General features: G+C 70.2%; 18 protein-coding genes. 6 read left to right on the forward strand and 12 right to left on the reverse strand.

Annotated features, from left to right (window positions below; all coding sequences use genetic code 11):
- The first annotated feature begins 63 nt into the window (after window positions 1-63).
- Window positions 64-1,419 carry a biotin carboxylase N-terminal domain-containing protein gene (locus AB0H84_RS12115; RefSeq protein WP_357602107.1) on the forward strand — a complete coding sequence of 452 codons (1,356 nt, stop codon included), beginning with the start codon at window positions 64-66 and terminating at the stop codon, window positions 1,417-1,419.
- A gap of 32 nt (window positions 1,420-1,451) precedes the next feature.
- Window positions 1,452-1,664, forward strand: a complete 213-nt coding sequence (locus tag AB0H84_RS12120) for a biotin/lipoyl-binding carrier protein (protein WP_357602110.1) — start codon at window positions 1,452-1,454, stop codon at window positions 1,662-1,664.
- Here the strand turns inward: AB0H84_RS12120 and AB0H84_RS12125 are convergent.
- Complete coding sequence (locus AB0H84_RS12125) at window positions 1,654-2,034, reverse strand: thioesterase family protein (RefSeq protein ID WP_357602113.1); 381 nt, start codon at window positions 2,032-2,034, stop codon at window positions 1,654-1,656. The two genes, AB0H84_RS12120 and AB0H84_RS12125, sit on opposite strands and share 11 nt — an antisense overlap.
- Before the next feature lie 251 nt (window positions 2,035-2,285).
- Here AB0H84_RS12125 and AB0H84_RS12130 point away from each other — a divergent pair, with 251 nt between their 5' ends.
- A complete protein-coding gene (locus AB0H84_RS12130; protein WP_357602116.1) occupies window positions 2,286-3,860 on the forward strand; it encodes a serine/threonine-protein kinase in 1,575 nt (524 codons plus the stop codon).
- A 5-nt stretch (window positions 3,861-3,865) separates the two neighbouring features.
- On the opposite strand, the gene AB0H84_RS12135 is transcribed toward AB0H84_RS12130, so the two are convergent.
- From AB0H84_RS12135 to AB0H84_RS12150, 4 genes are read right to left on the reverse strand one after another with little or no spacing between them, the layout of a single operon-like run.
- A complete protein-coding gene (locus tag AB0H84_RS12135) occupies window positions 3,866-5,512 on the reverse strand; it encodes an acetolactate synthase (RefSeq protein WP_357602118.1) in 1,647 nt (548 codons plus the stop codon).
- Between the two features lie 49 nt (window positions 5,513-5,561).
- On the reverse strand, window positions 5,562-6,350 hold the full coding sequence (locus AB0H84_RS12140) for a DUF4097 family beta strand repeat-containing protein (protein WP_357602121.1): 789 nt from the start codon (window positions 6,348-6,350) through the stop codon (window positions 5,562-5,564).
- Entirely contained in the window at window positions 6,347-7,003 is a 657-nt protein-coding gene (locus AB0H84_RS12145) for a response regulator transcription factor (RefSeq protein ID WP_357602124.1), read from the reverse strand. Before AB0H84_RS12145 ends, AB0H84_RS12140 begins: the two co-directional genes overlap by 4 nt.
- Window positions 6,994-8,160: a histidine kinase gene (locus tag AB0H84_RS12150; RefSeq protein WP_357602127.1), complete on the reverse strand. Its 1,167-nt coding sequence runs from the start codon at window positions 8,158-8,160 to the stop codon at window positions 6,994-6,996. Before AB0H84_RS12150 ends, AB0H84_RS12145 begins: the two co-directional genes overlap by 10 nt.
- 147 nt (window positions 8,161-8,307) lie before the next feature.
- On the opposite strand from AB0H84_RS12150, the gene AB0H84_RS12155 reads away from it, so the two are divergent.
- Complete coding sequence (locus tag AB0H84_RS12155; RefSeq protein WP_357602130.1) at window positions 8,308-8,886, forward strand: hypothetical protein; 579 nt, start codon at window positions 8,308-8,310, stop codon at window positions 8,884-8,886.
- A 12-nt stretch (window positions 8,887-8,898) separates the two neighbouring features.
- Here AB0H84_RS12155 and bioD read toward each other — a convergent pair whose 3' ends face one another.
- Together bioD and AB0H84_RS12165 are read right to left on the reverse strand one after the other, a co-directional pair.
- The gene (gene bioD, locus AB0H84_RS12160; protein ID WP_357602132.1) at window positions 8,899-9,609 is read right to left on the reverse strand and encodes a dethiobiotin synthase; all 711 of its coding nucleotides are present in this window, start codon (window positions 9,607-9,609) and stop codon (window positions 8,899-8,901) included.
- A gap of 21 nt (window positions 9,610-9,630) precedes the next feature.
- Window positions 9,631-9,906 (reverse strand): hypothetical protein, encoded by a 276-nt coding sequence (locus tag AB0H84_RS12165; protein WP_357602135.1) that lies wholly within the window; start codon window positions 9,904-9,906, stop codon window positions 9,631-9,633.
- 81 nt (window positions 9,907-9,987) lie between these two features.
- Between AB0H84_RS12165 and AB0H84_RS12170 the strand changes: the two genes are divergently transcribed.
- Window positions 9,988-10,431 carry a hypothetical protein gene (locus AB0H84_RS12170; protein ID WP_357602138.1) on the forward strand — a complete coding sequence of 148 codons (444 nt, stop codon included), beginning with the start codon at window positions 9,988-9,990 and terminating at the stop codon, window positions 10,429-10,431.
- Between the two features lie 11 nt (window positions 10,432-10,442).
- Here the strand turns inward: AB0H84_RS12170 and AB0H84_RS12175 are convergent, their stop codons facing one another.
- The 3 genes from AB0H84_RS12175 to AB0H84_RS12185 all read right to left on the reverse strand — a co-directional run bounded on the left by AB0H84_RS12175 (window position 10,443) and on the right by AB0H84_RS12185 (window position 13,659).
- A complete protein-coding gene (locus AB0H84_RS12175; RefSeq protein ID WP_357602141.1) occupies window positions 10,443-12,581 on the reverse strand; it encodes a hypothetical protein in 2,139 nt (712 codons plus the stop codon).
- Window positions 12,582-12,685: 104 nt separating this feature from the next.
- On the reverse strand, window positions 12,686-13,405 hold the full coding sequence (locus AB0H84_RS12180; protein WP_344992180.1) for a GntR family transcriptional regulator: 720 nt from the start codon (window positions 13,403-13,405) through the stop codon (window positions 12,686-12,688).
- A complete protein-coding gene (locus tag AB0H84_RS12185) occupies window positions 13,402-13,659 on the reverse strand; it encodes a hypothetical protein (RefSeq protein WP_357602143.1) in 258 nt (85 codons plus the stop codon). The genes AB0H84_RS12180 and AB0H84_RS12185 overlap by 4 nt, the downstream gene beginning before the upstream one ends.
- A gap of 197 nt (window positions 13,660-13,856) precedes the next feature.
- Here AB0H84_RS12185 and AB0H84_RS12190 point away from each other — a divergent pair, with 197 nt between their 5' ends.
- Window positions 13,857-15,326, forward strand: a complete 1,470-nt coding sequence (locus tag AB0H84_RS12190) for a histidine kinase N-terminal domain-containing protein (protein WP_357602146.1) — start codon at window positions 13,857-13,859, stop codon at window positions 15,324-15,326.
- A 137-nt stretch (window positions 15,327-15,463) separates the two neighbouring features.
- Here AB0H84_RS12190 and AB0H84_RS12195 read toward each other — a convergent pair whose 3' ends face one another.
- Window positions 15,464-15,718 (reverse strand): WhiB family transcriptional regulator, encoded by a 255-nt coding sequence (locus AB0H84_RS12195; RefSeq protein ID WP_344992174.1) that lies wholly within the window; start codon window positions 15,716-15,718, stop codon window positions 15,464-15,466.
- Window positions 15,719-15,992: 274 nt separating this feature from the next.
- Window positions 15,993-16,955 carry a diacylglycerol kinase family protein gene (locus AB0H84_RS12200; protein ID WP_357602149.1) on the reverse strand — a complete coding sequence of 321 codons (963 nt, stop codon included), beginning with the start codon at window positions 16,953-16,955 and terminating at the stop codon, window positions 15,993-15,995.
- Between the last annotated feature and the right edge of the window lie 86 nt (window positions 16,956-17,041).

Below are 17,041 nucleotides of genomic sequence, written 5' to 3' on the forward strand. Positions count from 1 at the left end.
CTCTCGGGATCGGTGGTTCAGGAGGAAAGGGGCCGGACCGGTCACGGCCATAGGCTGGTCGGCGTGCTTACTGAGACGCTCGGACCCGTTCTGATCGCGAACCGAGGGGAGATCGCGCGGCGGATCATCCGCACGGTCAAGCGGCTGGGGCTGCGCGCCATCGCCGTGCACTCCGAGGCCGACGGCGACCTGCCGTTCGTGCGCGAGGCCGACGAGGCCGTGCTGATCGGCCCGGCCAACCCCGCGCAGAGCTATCTCGACGCCGCCAAAGTGCTGGAGGCGGCCCGTGCGACCGGCGCCCGGGCGATTCACCCGGGTTACGGGTTTCTTGCGGAGAACGCCGCGTTCGCCAGGGCCGTGATCGACGCCGGGCTGGTGTGGATCGGGCCCGCGCCCGAGGCCATCGAGACGATGGGCGACAAGATCAACGCCAGGAATCTCATGGAGAGCGCCGGCGTGCCGGTCGCCGCGGGCACCCGCGAGCCGGTCACCGACCTGTCGCAGGCGCTCAAGGCCGCCGAGGCCATCGGCTACCCGGTCATGGTCAAGACCGCGGGCGGCGGCGGTGGCATCGGCATGAGCGTGGCCCACGACGACGAGGGCCTGGCCAAGGCGTTCGAGCAGGCCGCCAGGGCGGCGGCCAGGTTCGCCGGAGACGCTCTCGACGGGCCGGACGTGCTGCTCGAGCGCTACATCGAGCGGGCCCGCCACGTCGAGGTGCAGATCCTCGGCCTGCCCGACGGCCGCGTCGTGGCGCTGGGCGAGCGCGACTGCTCGGTGCAGCGCCGCCACCAGAAGGTCGTCGAGGAGTCGCCGTCCCCGGGCATCACCCCGGAGCTGCGTGAGCGCATGCTGGCCGCCGCCGCGCGGGCCGGCGAGGCCGTCGGCTATCTCGGCGCGGGCACGGTCGAGTGCCTGGTCGACGCCGACAAGCAGGATTTCGTCTTCCTGGAGATGAACACCAGGCTGCAGGTCGAGCACCCGGTCACCGAGCTCGTCACCGGGCTCGACCTGGTCGAGCTGCAGCTGCGCGTCGCCGCGGGGGAGAGCCCCGAGGTGCGGCCCGTGACCACCGGGCACGCGATCGAGTTCAGGGTCTACGCGGAGGATCCCCAGCGGTTCTTCCCCGGCCCCGGCACGATCACGGCCTGGGTGGAGCCGGACGGCGAGGGCGTGCGCGTGGATTCGGGCTACACGGCGGGCAACACGGTCACCCCGTTCTACGACCCCCTGATGGCCAAGCTCTGCGTCCACGGCGAGACCCGCGCCGACGCGCTGGAGAAGGGGCGCAAGGCGGTGGACGCGTTCGTCGTCGAGGGCCCCAAGAACAACCTGCCGTTCTGTGCTGAGCTGCTGGACAACGCGGAGTTCGTCACCGGCGACTACGACACGGGCCTGGTCGCGCGGATGCGGGCCTAAGGTGAATAGAGTGATGAAAGAGGGGAGTTGTGGTGGCTGAGGTACGCGCTGAGATGGTGGCGAACGTCTGGAAGATCGTCGCCAGTGAGGGCGACACCGTCTCCGAGGGCGACACGCTCGTCATCCTCGAGTCGATGAAGATGGAGATCCCCGTGCTCGCCGAGGACGACGGCGTGGTGGCCCAGATCAAGGTGGCCGAGGGCGACGTCATCCAGGAGGGCGACCTGATCGCCGTCATCGAGTAGCGCGCTTCATGAATCGGGCGCGATCGACGACGATGCGCTCGATCGTGCCCCTGCCCACGATGGCGTGCCGGTCGTGGGCTTCGAAGGCGAACACCAGGCGGCGGCCGTCGACCTCGGTGAGTTCGACACCGATCTGGACGTGCGTGCCGAGCGGGCTGGCGGCCAGGTGTTCGAGCTCGACCCGGGTGCCGACCGACGTCTCGCCGGGCGCGAGATGCTGCTCCACGGCCCGTACGGTCGCCGCCTCGGCCAGCGCGAGCAGCTTGGGCGTGGCGAGCACGGGCACGTCACCGCTGCCGATCTTCTTGGCGGTGTCCTCCATCTCCACCATGATCAGCAACTGGGAGCGGAGGCCGGGAGCGAGCGTCATGGGCTCAGCCTAAGGTGGCCGTGCCGGCTAATGGGTCCGCTGACTTCCGGGAAACGCGGACAAGTGCCGCCATAAGGCCCCAGGATAGGGTTTGTACGGCTTAAGAACATTTGAGTGGCATGTGGGACAGGTGAGTCGTACACTCTCTGACTTCCGTGACCACTGTGTTACCTCACCGCGACAAAAGTTCGCTTTGTTGGAGAGCCGCGGGGTGCAAGAGGTTACGGGTGTAGGGGGGTAACGGGGGAGACATGGTGGCCCAAGGGACGACGCTGGCGGGGCGATATCGGCTGGATACCCGCATCGGCGCCGGTGGCATGGGCGAGGTGTGGCGGGGCGAGGACATCGTCCTGGCGCGCACCGTCGCGGTCAAGGTGCTGCTTCCCGGCCGTACGCAGGACCCCGGCTTCGTCGCTCGCTTCCAGGGGGAAGCGCGGGCGATGGCCACGATCAACCACGCCGGAGTCGTCGACGTCTACGACTACGGCGTCAGCGGCGACACCGTCTACCTGGTGATGAAGTTCGTCGACGGCGAGCCGCTCGACCGGTTGCTGGCCAGGCTGGGCCGGATCCCGCCGCAGGCGGCCATGGAGCTGATCGCGCAGGCGGCGTCGGCGCTGCAGGCCGTCCACGACCAGGGGATCGTGCACCGCGACGTCAAGCCGGGCAACCTGCTGGTGCAGCGCGACGGCACGCTGGTGCTGACCGACTTCGGCATCGCCCGCTCCGACCTGGCCAACCGGCTCACCGACGCCGGCATGGTGCTCGGCACCGCCGCCTACTGTGCCCCGGAGCAGGCCGAGGGCGCCCCTGTCACGCCCGCGGTCGACATTTACGCGCTCGGCGTGGTCGCGTACGAGTGCCTGGTGGGGCAGCGGCCGTTCGACGGCGACAGCGCGGTCACGATCGCGCTCAAGCACATCCGCGAGGCGCCGCCCCCGCTGCCCGCCGAGATCCCTCCGGCGGTTCGCACGCTGGTCGAGGTCGCCCTGTCCAAGGACCCGGCCAGGCGCTACCCGACGGCCAGGGCGATGAGCGAGGCCGCCAAGGCCATCGCCAGCGGGCAGACCCCCGCAGCCCCCGAACCTGTCCTCGCGACTCCGATGGCGGCGCCGGTGGAGGCGTACCAGACGGGGGCGCATCAGGCGCATCCCCAGGAGGAGGCCACGACGGTGGCCGACCGGCGCGGAGGCAGCCGCCGGGCGGCCAAGGCCCCGCGCAGGACCGGGCTGATCGCGGGCATCGCGGCCGCTGTGGTGCTCGGCGCGGGCGCCACCGCGGTCGCGCTGACCGGCATGGTCAACCCCGGGCCGCCGACGAGCACCGCCGCCCCGGCCGACGACTCCGAGAACATCGCCAAGACGACGACCAAGCCGCCGTCCAAGCGGACTACCAAGCCACCGACGGTCGAGCCGACGACGCCTGATCCGAAGCCCACGACCTCCAGGCCCACAGTGCGGGTCACGGAGAAGGAAGAGGAGCCGAAGGAGACGCCCAGCACCACGCCGCCCGCCACCAAGACTCCGACCAAGACCCCGACGTCGAGCAGTCCCTCGCCGAGCGTCAAGAAGGTGGTCGTGCCGCCGGTGGTCGGGAAGGAGTTCCTGCAGGGACAGGAGATGGTCATCAAGGCGGGCTTCGAGGACGTGATCCCCGACGACAGGACCTCCACCTCGAACGGCATGCGCTGCGGCGTGATCACGCAGACCGTGCCGAGCGTAGGGACGCCGTGGCCGGTGAACAAGACAGTCAAACTGGTGGTCACCGACGGCGTCTGCCCGGAGGACACCAGCCCGACCCCCAGCCCCACCGCCACGCCCAAGTAGGAGCGTCACACCCCCGTCGTGTTGCGGGGGTAGGCGACCTGCGGGTCTGTGGCGATGTTCACCATGTACGGGATGCCCGAGTCGAACGCCCTCCGGAGCGCCGGCCCGATCTCCGACGGCTTGGTGACCAGCTCGCCGCCTCCGCCCAGCGCGGTCACGACCTGGTCGTAACGGCACTGCGGCTGGAGCTGGGCGGCCACGTCGTAGCCGTACAGGAGCTGCATGGGGTGCTTCTCCAGGCCCCACATGCCGTTGTTGCCGCAGATCATGACGACGGGCAGCCGGTGGCGTACGAGGGTGTCGACGTCCATGAGGGAGAAGCCGGCGGCGCCGTCGCCCAGCAGCAGCACCACCTGCGAGGACGGCCTGGCCAGGCGGGCGGCGATGGAGTAGCCGAGTCCGGTGCCGAGGCAGCCGTACGGGCCCGGGTCGAGCCAGTTGCCCGGCTGCTTCGGCTCGACGTACTTGCCCGCGTAGGAGACGAAGTCGCCGCCGTCGCCGATCACCACCGCGTCGTCGGCCAGAACCTTGCCCAGCTCGCCGTAGACGCGCATGGGGTGGATAGGGTCGGAGTCGGAGGCCAGCAGTTCGGCGTCGCCCGCGATGGCCGCGGCTGCCGCGTCGCCCAGCTTCGACACCCAGGAGGCGTACGCGTCAGGCTTGACCCCCGCGTCGCCGCAGGCGGTGCCGAGGCTCCAGAGCACCACTGAAAGGTCACCTGCGGCGGACGCGGCGGGCGTCATGTGGGTGGCCAGCTGCGAGGGCGCGTCGGCGATGTGCACGACGCGGGCCAGCGGCGCGCCCTCCTTGCCACCGAACCATCCGTAGCCCAGACGGAAGTCGAGCGGGGTGCCGACCACGATGACCAGGTCGGCCTGCGCGAAGGCGAGGCCGCGGGCCCGCGTGACGAGCAGTTCGTGGCCCGCGGGCAGGATGCCGCGGCCCTGGCCGTTGGGGATGACCGGCAGCCGCCACGTCTCGGCGAAGTCACGCGCGGCCTCCTCGGCCCGGTCCATCCACACGTCGGACCCGTACACCAGCACGGGCCGCTCGGCCTCGGCCAGCAGGCGCGCGATGGCGGCCAGGTCGTCGGGGTCGGGCTCGAGCGGTGACGGCGTCTGCGTCCGCACCTCGTGCGGCAGGGAGGGCGCGAACAGGTGGTCCATGGAGAAGTCGAGGAAGACCGGGCCGCGGTGGGGCGCGACGGCCGTGCGGAAGGCCAGCTCGACGTCCTGGCCGACGGACTCGGCGTCGGTCGCCGTGAACGCCAGCTTGGTGATCGGCTTGAGCAGCGGCGGGTGGTCCATCTCCTGGAGCGCGCCGCTGCCCCAGCGCGACTGGGGCGCACGGCCGCCCATGACCACGACGGGGGAGCCGTTGGAGTGGGCGGTCGCCACGCCGCTGACGCCGTTGGTGATGCCCGGACCCGCGGTCAGCACGGCCAGCCCCGGCCTCCTGGTCAGCCTGGCCGTCGCCTCGGCGGCGAAGACCGCGCTCTGCTCGTGGCGTACGTCGAGGATGCGCATCTCCTCGTGCACCGCGCCGTCGTAGAGCGGGAAGACATGACCTCCGGACAGGGTGAACATGGTATCGACGCCATAGGCCTTGGACACGGCGACGGCGGCGTCACCGGCGTGCTTCGCAGACTCCATGCCGGGAACTTACCTTCCAGCCAGCGGAGTAAACAGATCTTAAGGATCTTCAGTCGCAGCAGACGGACACGGTGCCTCTCGGCGCCCTGGCGACGATGTTCCGCGACGCCTGGGGATTCTGCTCGACGTCGATGTCGCTCTCGGTCGCGTCCACCGTCACGTGGTAGGCGGCCTTCGGCACGTTCAGGTTGATGTCGCCCTTGGTCCGTACGACTGCCTTGACCTCCGTGGGCGCGCTCATGAACGACAGGCTCACCTTCCCTGAGCCGATCTCCGCGTCGGCCCGATCGACGTCGAGCCCGCGGGCTTCGATGACGCCCGTGCCGGCCCTGGCCCAGATGGCGCCGGAGATGTTGTCGACGTGGACCTCGCCGGAGATGGAGGACACGCGCAGCTTGCCGAAGACGTCGTTGACGACGAGGTCGCCGCTGGTCGTGGCGGCCTCGATGTCCGTCTCCGGCGGCACGAAAACCGTGAAGTCGGCCTGGCAGAGAGGTACGTCACGGCCTTCCGGCTCGTCCACGCCGGGACAGACCGCGTCGAGCCGCAGGGTGCTGGAGAGGGCGTCCCAGTCGTCGGTGACGGCCGGCCGCTCCCTCGACCACACCAGCGACTTCATCACGACCAGTTCCCCCGCCCTGCCCGGCAGGACGGACAGGTCCACCTGGGCGCCCATGCCCGTCTTGATGCGCACGTTCTTCTGTGCGAAGGGGATGGATCTCTGCGTGTTCTCCTCCGGCATCCTGGCCCGCGCGACCCCGCGCCACAGCACCAGGGTGGAGATCACCAGCGCGATCACCGTCGCCACGGCGCCCGCCGCCAGCCAGACCCCTCTCACGGCAAGCTCCTGATCTTGAGGAACTGCAGCACGGCCAGCACGCGTCTGTGGTCTCCCTCGGCAGGTGACAGGTCGAGTTTGGTGAAGATGTTGCCGATGTGCTTGCCCACCGCGCCCTCGCTGAGCACGAGGGCCTGGCCGATGCCGGCGTTGGAACGGCCCTCCGCCATCAGCCTGAGCACCTCGTGCTCCCTGGGAGTCAGCCGTTCGAGGGGGTCGCTGTTGCCGCGCAGCAGGAGCTGGGCCACCACTTCAGGGTCGAGCGCGGTGCCGCCCGCGGCCACCCTGCGCAGGGCGTCGATGAACTCCGCCACGTCCGCCACCCGGTCCTTGAGCAGGTAACCGACCCCGCCCGTCGCGGCGGAGGCGAGGAGCTGGGCGGCGTAGCGCTCCTCGACGTACTGCGAGAGCACCAGCACCGCCAGCCCCGGCTGCTGGCGGCGCAGCACGAGCGCGGCCCGCAGGCCCTCGTCGGTGTGCGTGGGCGGCATCCGTACGTCCGTGATGACCAGCTCGGGCTTGTGCTCCTCCGCCGCCCGCAGCAGCCCCTCGGCCTCGTCCACGGCAGCCACCACCCGCATGCCCGAGGCGTCCAGGAGCCGGATCAGCCCTTCGCGCAGCAGCACGGAGTCCTCGGCCAGCACTACTCGCACGGCAGCTCCACTTCGATCGTCGTCGGGCCGCCCAGCGGGCTGGACAGCCGGAGCGTCCCGTCCACCGAGTGGATCCGCTGGGCCAGGCCGCGCAGGCCCGTGCCGCCGTCCAGCCGGGCGCCGCCGCAGCCGTCATCGTAGACGAGCATGTGCAGGCGGTCGCGCTCGCGCCGCACGCTCACCTCGGCCTTGGTGGCCGCGGCGTGCTTGGCGATGTTGGTCAGTGCTTCGGACACGATGAAGAACGCCACCGCCTCGATGGTCGGAGTGGCACGCCGTTCGATGTCGACGTGGAGTTTGACGGGGAACGGCGCGCGGGCGGCCACGCCGGACAGCGCCGCGTCCAGGCCCTGGTCGTTCAGCACGGCCGGATGCAGGCCGCGGACGAAGTCGCGCAGCTCCTTGAGCGCCTGCTTGGCCTCCTCGTGGGCCTGCGCGATGGCCTCGCGGGCAGGCTCGGGCAGGTCGGTGAGGGTGGCCCTGGCCAGGCCGAGGTTCATGGCGAGGGAGACCAGGCGCTGCTGGGCGCCGTCGTGCAGGTCGCGTTCGATCCTGCGCCGTTCGGCGTCCGCGGCGTCGATCATGCCTGCCCGGCTCTCGGTCAGCGTCTCGATCCGCTGTCCCAGCTCGGAACGGCTGGGGCCGAGCAGCGTACGCGCCACCGACAGGTCCAGCGCCGCCATGCCGCGCGCCAGCATCGGCGCGAGCAGCAGCAGCACGAACCCGATCACCATGAAGACGGCGACGACCTTGTCGTCCCTGAGGTCGAACCCGATCTCGAACTCCATCGGCGGCGGCTGCAGCTGCCGCGGCAGGAACGACAGCAGTCCCACCACCACCCCGCCCCACGCGAACGCCACCAGGAACGCCGCCGCGAACCCCACGAACGGCGACAGCAGGTGATAGCCGATCTGCCGCCACGTGGCCGGGCTGCGCCAGCTGCTCGGGGAGCGCACGGGCGGGATGCGCGCTCCGAGGATCGCCTCGAACCTGGAACGCTGCACCCTGGTGAACCACGGCACGCTCCGCATCAGCAGCGGCGGCCACCCGGCCGTCAGGAGCGTCAGTCCGCCGAGCAGCACGGCGACCGGCAGGCCGATCATCACGTGGGCCGTGTCCAGCCAGGCACGCGCCGACCACGGGCGGGGGACTTTCATGGCTCAACGGTATTGAGCGGCGGGTGGGACGCGAAATGGGCCTGGTGTGCTGATGGATGGTGGGGTTTTCCCCACCCTGCCTCCCGAACAAATCCGCCTTTCACCCCATCTCACCGATCGACAGACACGAACCGGGGGAGGTTCAAGATGTTCATCCAGACGGGGGTCGCCGTCGCGCTCGCGGCGACGATGATGTCCAGCGGGCTGCCTGACGGCATGCTGTTCATGGAGTCGCACCCGCCCACGAAGGAGTGGGACACCTTCGAGGTGACCGACTCGAAGGCGCTGCCGCTCCAGCTCAACCCCTGCTTCTACCGCCACCGCCGCGACGGCGGGCGGCTGGAGACGCGGGCGGCGCTCCACTCGAGCGGAGCCGAGAAGAACTACGAGCAGTTGGTGCTCTACAAGGACGTCCGGTACGCCAAGCGCGCGATGGGCCTGCTCCGTGCCGACCTCAGGAAGTGCGCCGACGTCGGCAAGGGCGCGCGCCGCTACCGGTACTTCAGCAAGCCGCTCGACGTGGGGGACGACGGGCTGCGCGCGGGGGGCCGCTTCTACGAGGGCGGCGAGCAGGCGGTGGCGGTACGGCGCGGGGCCGCCGTCTACATCGTCGGCGAGACGGCCTGGCCGTCGAAGAGCCTGCCGATCGCCCGTTTCCGCGGCCTGATCGACAAGGCGGAGCGCATGACCGTCAAGATCTGCGACCTGCCGGAGGCGTCCTGCTAGCCAGAGAGCCCTTTACGGGGGGGGTCTGAAGCGGGCGGGGTCGAAGGTGCCGCCCAGCGTGGCGGCCAGCCCCGTGCGCGCCACCTCGGCGAACGCCGCCCTGTCGAGGCTTCCCGCCCCGTCGGGCAGCACCCCGGCCAGCGGCCGGGCGGCCAGCATCTCCAGATCGCACACGCAACTCCGCTCCACGATCCCGGGCTCGTCCGGCCAGCGCCCGATGACCACCCCGGCAGGCTCCAGCCCCCGATGGGCCAGCGCCTCCAGGGTGAGCGCGGTGTGGTTGACCGTGCCCCGCCCGACCCCGGCCACGACGAGCACCTGCGCGTTCAAGGACCGCGCGAGATCGGCGATGGTCCCGCCGTCCTCGTCGAACCGCTCGAGCAGCCCGCCGGTGCCCTCCACGACCACCAGCCGGCTGCTCTCGGCCAGCTCCCGTACGAGCTGGGCGACCCCGGCCAGCGACACGGGCGGCAACCCCGCGACCCGGGCGGCGGCGGCCGGGGAGAGCGGCTCGGCGAACCGGCACAGCTCGAAGGTGGTGGTGACCCCGGACAGCCGGATCACCTGGTCCACATCCCCGGCCGCACCCGGTGCCACCCCGGTCTGCGCGGGCTTGACCACGGCGACGGACGACCCGCGCCCCAACGCCAGCGCCGCCAGCGCCGCCGCCACGACGGTCTTGCCCACTCCGGCGTCGGTGCCGGTGACGACGAGGATGCTCATGACCCCAAGCGTAGGGCCCGGTCACCCGAAGTGACGGGACTGCTCCGGCGAGACCTTCTCCGGCGTACGTGCGAGCTCCTCCTCCAGATCCCTGATCACCTTGTCGGCCTGCGTCCGCAGCCGCTGCCGCTGGTGGCTCAGCTCCTCGCCGAACCGCCTCGCGGCCGGCCCCACCCACACCGCCGAGCCGGCGAACTGCTTGTACGGCTCGTCCAGCGCCGCCTCGAGCTGCGCCACCAGCTGCCGGACCCTGGCGAGCGCCTGCCGCAACTCCTGATGACGCGGGTTCTCGATCATCCTTACCTACCTGTCTCCGCGATAAGCGGGCGGCGCAGGCGGGGTAGTTGCACTATGAGATGTGTGAACGGAGGCGGTCCCATGACACCTGTACGTCTCGGCGTGCTCGCCATGGCGGTCCTCGCCCTCGCCACGTCCTGCTCCAAGGCTGACGCCGGGCCAACTGCCGCGCAGGCGGGGGAGACCCTCAGATCGCACATCACCCAGCTCATGCGGCAGACGGGGCTGCGCGATGTCGAGGTCACCGATCCCGGTGGCAAGGACGTTTCCTGTGGAGGAGGCGGAACCAAGCGGACCTATGGCGCCAGGTCGACTTTCGACGGCGGAGGCGACGGATTCCTCCTTGAGATGACCGGGAGACTGACCTCCACGTGGGGCTACAAAGTGGACATGGCCTCCGCGACCGCGTCGCACAAGACCGTCTTCAAACTCGCGTCGTCCCGCACCACGGTCACGGTCGACATGCCGACCGAGCATGAGATCACCGTGGTGGGTGAGACGGACTGCGTCCCTCCTCAGAGATGACGGGCGCATCTTCAGCCGCCTCCTGTCAGGATTTTCCTGAGCTGTGCGTCTTGCGACGCAATGATCTTCTCCGTCTGGTCGTGCCCTCCGGAGAACTTCAGCGCGGCTCCTTCAACCAACTTGCCCAAGGTGCGGCGGTCCGCCTCGCTGTCGACGCTGCCGTTCGCCTTGAGCCACCGCAGAAACGCCTCAGTCCTCTTCGGATCCCGGTTGATCTCCGAGAACGGCCGGAGCCTCCCCCCACCGTCGACGATGAGCGGATCCGTCGGCGGCCTGAACGAGACCGGCGCCCCCTCCATCGTGTACCCCCTGGCGACAAGCCCGGACGCGATCTCATGGAGCACCATCCGCGACTGCGCCAGCTCCTTCTCGTTGACCGACGGCAACCGGCCCTCGGGCTCCAGGGCGGCCCCCAGCCCGTCCTTGATCGCCCAGCTGAGCGTCATCCAGCCCACCGCCGCCGGAGTCCCCCCGGCGGTGGGCAGGAAGAGCATCGCGGTGTCCATGCCCTTGTCGAGGGCCTGCTCGAAGGCGTCGAAAGCCGCCCTGTCCGCCAGGTCCGCGGTGCCGCGTACCACCTTCATGGCCGCGAACTGCATGCCCGACACCATGCCCAACCGCGAGAAGAGCTGCTCGACCGCCGTTTCCCGCTGGAGTCCCTTCGGCGGTGGATGGGCCAGCCGGTCCTTGTCGAGGCGGACGCCCTCCGCGAACAGCCGTTGGGTGAGCGCCGCCATGCCGCGGTCGAACGGCTCCATGTGCTCGTTCGTGTCGGCGAAGGTCTGCAGGAAGCGGTAACCGTCGGTGAGGGACAGGCGGAACGCCGGCTCGGTCCCGGCGAGCTCGTCGTCGAACCCTCCGAACCGGCTCGGCTTGCCGGAGTCGGGGTCCAGGGATTCCGCGCTCGCCGCGAACTCGGTGGCGTACGAGCCGCCGATCTCCGCCAGCCGCAGCCTCATCGCGTCGGTGAGTGCGAAGTGAGGCGCGGCGGTGATCACACCGAAGGCGAATCTGGCGGCGTCCCTGCTGTGTGCGCCGTCCTTCTCGTCATGGACGCCGGAGGCGGAGGCCAGCAGGCGCGCGAAGCTCCCGCGCGTCCGCAGGAAGGCCCCGGGATCGCCGCGCTGCTCCACCCGGGCCAGGAACAGGTCCATCCTGGCCAGCACGGCCGACAGCCCGGCCTTGGGCAGGCCAAGCGGCAGGGACCCCGGCCACGGGGAGCCGGGCGCCCAGTCGCTCGAGAGAGCGCCGATGGCCAGGCGGGCCGCCGCCGGGTCGGCGCCGAGCGCGTCGAGGAAACGCGCCGTGGTGCCCAGCGCGACCGTCTCCGGCGTCAGAGAGCCGTTCAGCATGGGGATGACCGCGTTGTTCCGGCCCACGGCCGCGAGCCACTCCGTCGGGAAGTGGCCCTCGCTGACCAGCCACGACAGCGCGTCCTTGTCGATGCCCTCGCCGCCGCGCTCGAGGTCCTTCATGACCTTGGCCATGCCGGGGACCCGGGCGGCGGCGCTCGTGGCCGTGCCGAACATCCTGCTCAGCTCGCCGAGCGCCGCCTCACGGGAGCTCGCCGCGTCGCTCACCGGCAGCGTCCGGCCGTGCTCGTAGAACTCCTTGATGTGGCGGGGCAGCGCCTGGGTGCCCGTCGTGCCGAGCCCCGCGAAGAAGGCCGCGGCGAAGTCCGCGTCGTCCCTGTGGCTCAGCAACTGCGCGAGCAGGTCGCGGTGGCGCTGCTTGAGCTCGTCGGTGACGACCTTGCCCGTGCTCTCCTTGACGTACTGCTGGTAGAGGTCGCTCAGCGCGGCTCCGGCGCGGCGGGCCTCCTGCGGCGAGGTGAACGGCACCGTGGACTCGTCGTAGCGTACGAGGCCGGTGGCCCAGCCCGGCATCCAGTCGGGGACCTGCTTGCGGATCAGCTCGTTGCGGACGCGGAGCCGCGGCACCTGGGCGCCGGCCCAGTCCTCGATCTCCTTGAACGGAGTCAGCGCGGCGGTGCCGACGCCCACGCGGCTCAGCTCCATGCGGATCAGCTCGGCCTGCCCGCCGATCGACGCGTGCGCTCGGATCATGGCGGCGATGAAGGTGTCCATGAGGCCGGGGTCGATCCCATGCAGATCGGGATCGAACGGACCCGTCCCAGGCGGCGTGGACACGAGTCGCCCTCCTCCTGCCCGGCCCTACGACCACGTGGGCCCAACTGTCCCACAGGCCGCTCCGCCCAGCCACAGGAACAACCCCGTCGGCATGGCCGAGAGGGCTACGGCCGGCGGAGCCGGGTGACGAACTTGTAGCGGTCGCCGCGGTAGAGCGACTGCGCCCACTCGACGGGGTTGCCGTCGGCGTCGAAGGCGTGGCGGGTGAGGAGGAGCATGGGCAGGCCGACGTCGACGCCGAGGGCCTTGGCGTCGTACGGGGTGGCCAGGACGGTCTCGATGATCTCCTCGGCGTCCGTGAGCCGCACGTTGTAGGCGTTGTGCAGCGTTTCGTACAGCGACGCGTGCACCTCCAGCTCCCGCCGCAGCCGCGGGAAGCGGCGCGCGGACAGGTGCGTGGTGTCGATCGAGACGGGCTCGCCGTTGGCCAGCCGGAGGCGGTGGATGCGCAGCACCCGGCCGCCGGGGTTGATGGCCAGGCGCCTGGCCAGGGCCTCGTCGGCGGTGATGTAGCCGATCTCCAGGATCTTGGTGTCCGGCTCCAGGCCCGCTGTGCGCAGGTCACCGATGTAGGAGGTGAGCTGGAGCACCTGCGCCACCTTCGGCTGCGCCACGAACGTGCCCTTGCCCTGGATGCGCAGCAGCCGGCCCTCCACCACCAGCTCGGTCAGCGCCTGCCGGACGGTGGTGCGCGAGGTCTCGAACCGCACGGCGAGCGTGCGTTCCGGCGGCAGCGCCGTGCCCGGTGACAGCGTCTTGGTGAGCTCGAGCAGGCTGCGTTTGACGTCGTAGTACTTCGGTACGCGGGGGCTGTCGTCTGTCACGCTCTCACCTTCACTTCTGCCACGGCGGTGAGGGCGCGTCTGGTCACCGCGAGATCATCGGAACTCACTTCTGCCAGAGCGGTCAACCGCAGGCCGTGGCGGCCGGCCGGCACCGGATGGGCACGGCGGCTGGCGCGCACGGATCCGGGCAGCTCAGGCTGATTGTGAAGGATATCCACAGCAGCGTGCGCGATAGCAACCGCGTCCGATAGGTGAGCCGTGTCGCGATGGATCCACCTGCCCGTGTCGATCACCTCCGTACTGCACCGTCCTGCTGTCCGAACAGGTCGGCACTGTGACGGTTCTCACAATATGAGATGCCTGATAGATCCGGTGGGCTGCACACGACGCCGTGTCCGCGCTCGCTCCGAGTACCGCCCTCGTACGCGGGTGTGCATTCAACGAGGGAGTCGGTTTGGTTGTTGCGGCGGAAAGCACGCATGATGCATCTGTGCCGACACTCAGCGACCTCGTAGCCCGTCACACCGCCCTTGACGAGGGGGATCTCGACTGGCTGCACTCGCTGGTCTCCGACTGGCAGCTGCTGGCCGACCTGTCGTTCGCCGACCTCATCCTGTGGGCGCCGCTCCTGGGCGGGAGCGGCTGGATCGCGATCGCCCAGATGCGCCCGACCACCGGGCCCACCGTCTACCACGACGACATCGTCGGCAGCGTCGCGGCCAAGGGCGAGCGCCACCTCATCGACACCGCGTGGAACGAGCGCAGGATCTGCCGCGAAGGCGATCCCGACTGGTCCACGGGGGTTCCGGTACGCGAGGAGACCATCCCCGTGCGGCGGACCGTCGAGGGCGGCGAAGGGCGCTTCCTGGGGGTGATCCAGCGCTCCACGAACCTCTCCTCCGCGCGCACCCCGTCCCGCCTGGAGCTGACCTACCTGCAGAGCGCGTCCGACCTGGCGCAGATGGTGGCCGAGGGCCGCTTCCCGTTCTCGGGCGAGGAGCCGATCCTGGTGCGCTCGCCGCGCGTCGGCGACGGCCTGCTCAGGCTCGACCGGGCCGGGCGCGTCACGTACGCCTCCCCGAACGCCCTGTCCGCCTACCGGCGGCTCGGCCTCCACGCTGACCTGGTCGGCGCCGAGCTGGGCCGGGTCACCGCGGCGCTCTGCTACTCCGACGAGCCGATCAACGAAGACCTGATGATCGTGGCCAGCGGCCGCGCGGCCAAGGAGACCGAGGTCGAGTCGGGCGGCACGATCGTGCAGCTCAGGGCCATCCCGCTGGTCGTCGGCGGCGGCCGCATCGGCGCGCTGGTGCTCATCAGGGACGTGACGGAGCTGCGGCGGCGCGAGCGCGAGCTGATGACCAAGGACGCCACCATCCGCGAGATCCACCACCGGGTGAAGAACAACCTGCAGACCGTGGCCGCGCTGCTCCGGCTCCAGGCCAGGCGGCTGCAGGTGCCCGAGGGCAGGGAGGCGCTGGAGGAGGCGGTACGCCGGGTCGGGTCGATCGCGATCGTGCACGAGACGCTGTCTCACGCGCCCGAGGAGTTCGTGGACTTCGACGAGATCGCCGACCGGGTGATCGCGATGACGGGGGAGGTGTCGGCGGCCGAGGCGGCCGTGATGCCCAGGAGAGTCGGCGGGTTCGGCGTGCTGCCCTCGCTCATCGCCACACCGCTGGCCATGGCGCTGACCGAGCTGTTGCAGAACGCGATGCAGCACGGGCGGCCCAAGCGGCTCGAGGTGGTGGTCGAGCCCGCGCTCGACCGGCTCAACGTCACGGTCTGGGACGACGGCCGCGGGCTTCCGACCGGCTTCGACCTCGAGGGCTCCACCAGCCTGGGGCTGCAGATCGTCCGTACGCTCGTCGAGGGCGAGCTGTCGGGCCGGCTGGCCATCCAGCCGCGGCTCGAAGGAGGCACGGAGGTCACGCTGTCGATCCCGCTCCCGGCGGCCTGATCTCCCTCTAGGGGACGCGCGCCGACGACGGCGCTTGAGTGTCTGTCGCGGCTCAGGCGCCGATGTCAGCCGGCAGGGGCTCGGACGAGCAGGTCAGGCGGTGCCGGTGTCAGCCGGCAGTGGCTCGGACGAGCAGGTCAGGCGGTGAGGCGGGCGCGCTGGCGAGCGGTGCGGCGCTTGAGGGCGCGACGCTCGTCCTCGCTGAGACCGCCCCAGACGCCGGCGTCCTGCCCGGACTCCAGCGCCCACTTCAGGCAGGCCTCGACGGCCGAGCAGGACCGGCAGACCTGCTTGGCCTCCTCGATCTGCATGAGTGCCGGGCCGGTGTTGCCGATCGGGAAGAACAGCTCGGGGTCCACGTCACGGCAGGCAGCTCGGTGGCGCCAGTCCATGCGTCCACTCCTTAGTAGATGAAGCCTTTGGTCGGCTCCGTGCGGCTACTACTTTGTGAAGAGTTTCACTAACTCGCGCGAACAATTACCCGGACCTGCGAAGGACCCGGGATTGCCCACTGACGCTCGCAGAACCCTTGGGGTTGTTAAAGGTCCTACGTTCCGACGTCAGTCTTGAGACTGTCAGCCACGCTGTGTGCACGCAAGAGGGTTGGCGGGAAGTTTTGGCTGTTATGGATGTCGGATGCGTCACACAATGACCGATTGTAACCATCTAGACCAAAACTTGTAACGCGTGCGGTGTAGACCGGAATGTCACGGTTTCACGTTCGCCCAGGTAGTCCCCGTCCAGCTGGAAGGCCACGGGCCGGTCCGCGGTCAGCGTGAACTCGGCCTCGTCGTGGAGCTGTACGAGGTGCCGGCCGCCCGGAAGGGCGTCACTCTCCGTGAGAATCTGTCGGACCAATGACCCGATCGTGGCCAGCCCCATGCGCCGCAGCCCGAGGAGGTCGATGCCCGTGTCGAACCCGGCCCACGGTGTCGGGTGCACCGGCCTGCTGCCGACGTACGTCCACGGCGAGGTGTTCGAGATGATCGCCATGAACACGCCCTCGACGGTCGGTATCCCCGGACCGGTCAGCGTCATCGCTGGATGCCGCTTGTCCGTGGCCAGATAGTGCCGTAGAGCGGTGTTCACATAGCGTGCGGGTGACGCCTTACGCCCGGTGCCTCTCAGGCCCTCCACGGCCCGTACAACCTCTGCGTCGTACCCCATGCCCGAGCAGAAGGTGAAGTAGCGGCTCTGGCCCTCCCACAGGGCCTGTCCCAGGCCCACGGTCTTGCGCCGGCCCTCCCGCAGTGCCTCCAGCACGGCGCCCGTGGACTCCACCGGATCGTTCGGCAGCCCCAGCGCGCGGGCGAACACGTTCGCGCTGCCGCCGGGGATGACGATGAGCGCCGGCCGCCCGGTGCTGGGATCGTCCGACGGGACCTCGTGGCCGTTCACCGGGTTCAGCAGGCCGTTGACGGCCTCGTTGATCGTCCCGTCGCCGCCGAGCACCGCCACCACGTCGTACCCCTTGGCCCGCGCGGTGGCCGCCAGCGCGGCGGCGTGCCCGCGGTAGCGGGTCTCCTCGACTGTGAGCTCCACGGCCGCGCCGAGCGCGCGGATCAGCACGTCACGCGTACGCGCGTTCGTGGTCGTGGCCTTGGGATTCACCAGTAGCATGGCGCGCATATCGCCAGCGTATCCGCTGGCCACGTGCGCCTTATCGGCCGAACGTCCTATTTCTCGGGCCGACGGATTCGAGGGGTAGGGTACGG

This window comes from Nonomuraea sp. NPDC050786, assembly GCF_040654115.1.
GTDB lineage: Bacteria > Actinomycetota > Actinomycetes > Streptosporangiales > Streptosporangiaceae > Nonomuraea.

Coding starts and splice junctions, on each gene's coding strand:
- AB0H84_RS12125 (WP_357602113.1), bottom strand. CDS start 2,034: ATGACGCTCGCTCCCGGCCTCCGCTCCCAGTTGCTGATCATGGTGGAG.
- AB0H84_RS12130 (WP_357602116.1), top strand. CDS start 2,286: ATGGTGGCCCAAGGGACGACGCTGGCGGGGCGATATCGGCTGGATACC.
- AB0H84_RS12135 (WP_357602118.1), bottom strand. CDS start 5,512: ATGGAGTCTGCGAAGCACGCCGGTGACGCCGCCGTCGCCGTGTCCAAG.
- AB0H84_RS12150 (WP_357602127.1), bottom strand. CDS start 8,160: ATGAAAGTCCCCCGCCCGTGGTCGGCGCGTGCCTGGCTGGACACGGCC.
- AB0H84_RS12155 (WP_357602130.1), top strand. CDS start 8,308: ATGTTCATCCAGACGGGGGTCGCCGTCGCGCTCGCGGCGACGATGATG.
- bioD (WP_357602132.1), bottom strand. CDS start 9,609: ATGAGCATCCTCGTCGTCACCGGCACCGACGCCGGAGTGGGCAAGACC.
- AB0H84_RS12165 (WP_357602135.1), bottom strand. CDS start 9,906: ATGATCGAGAACCCGCGTCATCAGGAGTTGCGGCAGGCGCTCGCCAGG.
- AB0H84_RS12170 (WP_357602138.1), top strand. CDS start 9,988: ATGACACCTGTACGTCTCGGCGTGCTCGCCATGGCGGTCCTCGCCCTC.
- AB0H84_RS12195 (WP_344992174.1), bottom strand. CDS start 15,718: ATGGACTGGCGCCACCGAGCTGCCTGCCGTGACGTGGACCCCGAGCTG.
- AB0H84_RS12200 (WP_357602149.1), bottom strand. CDS start 16,955: ATGCGCGCCATGCTACTGGTGAATCCCAAGGCCACGACCACGAACGCG.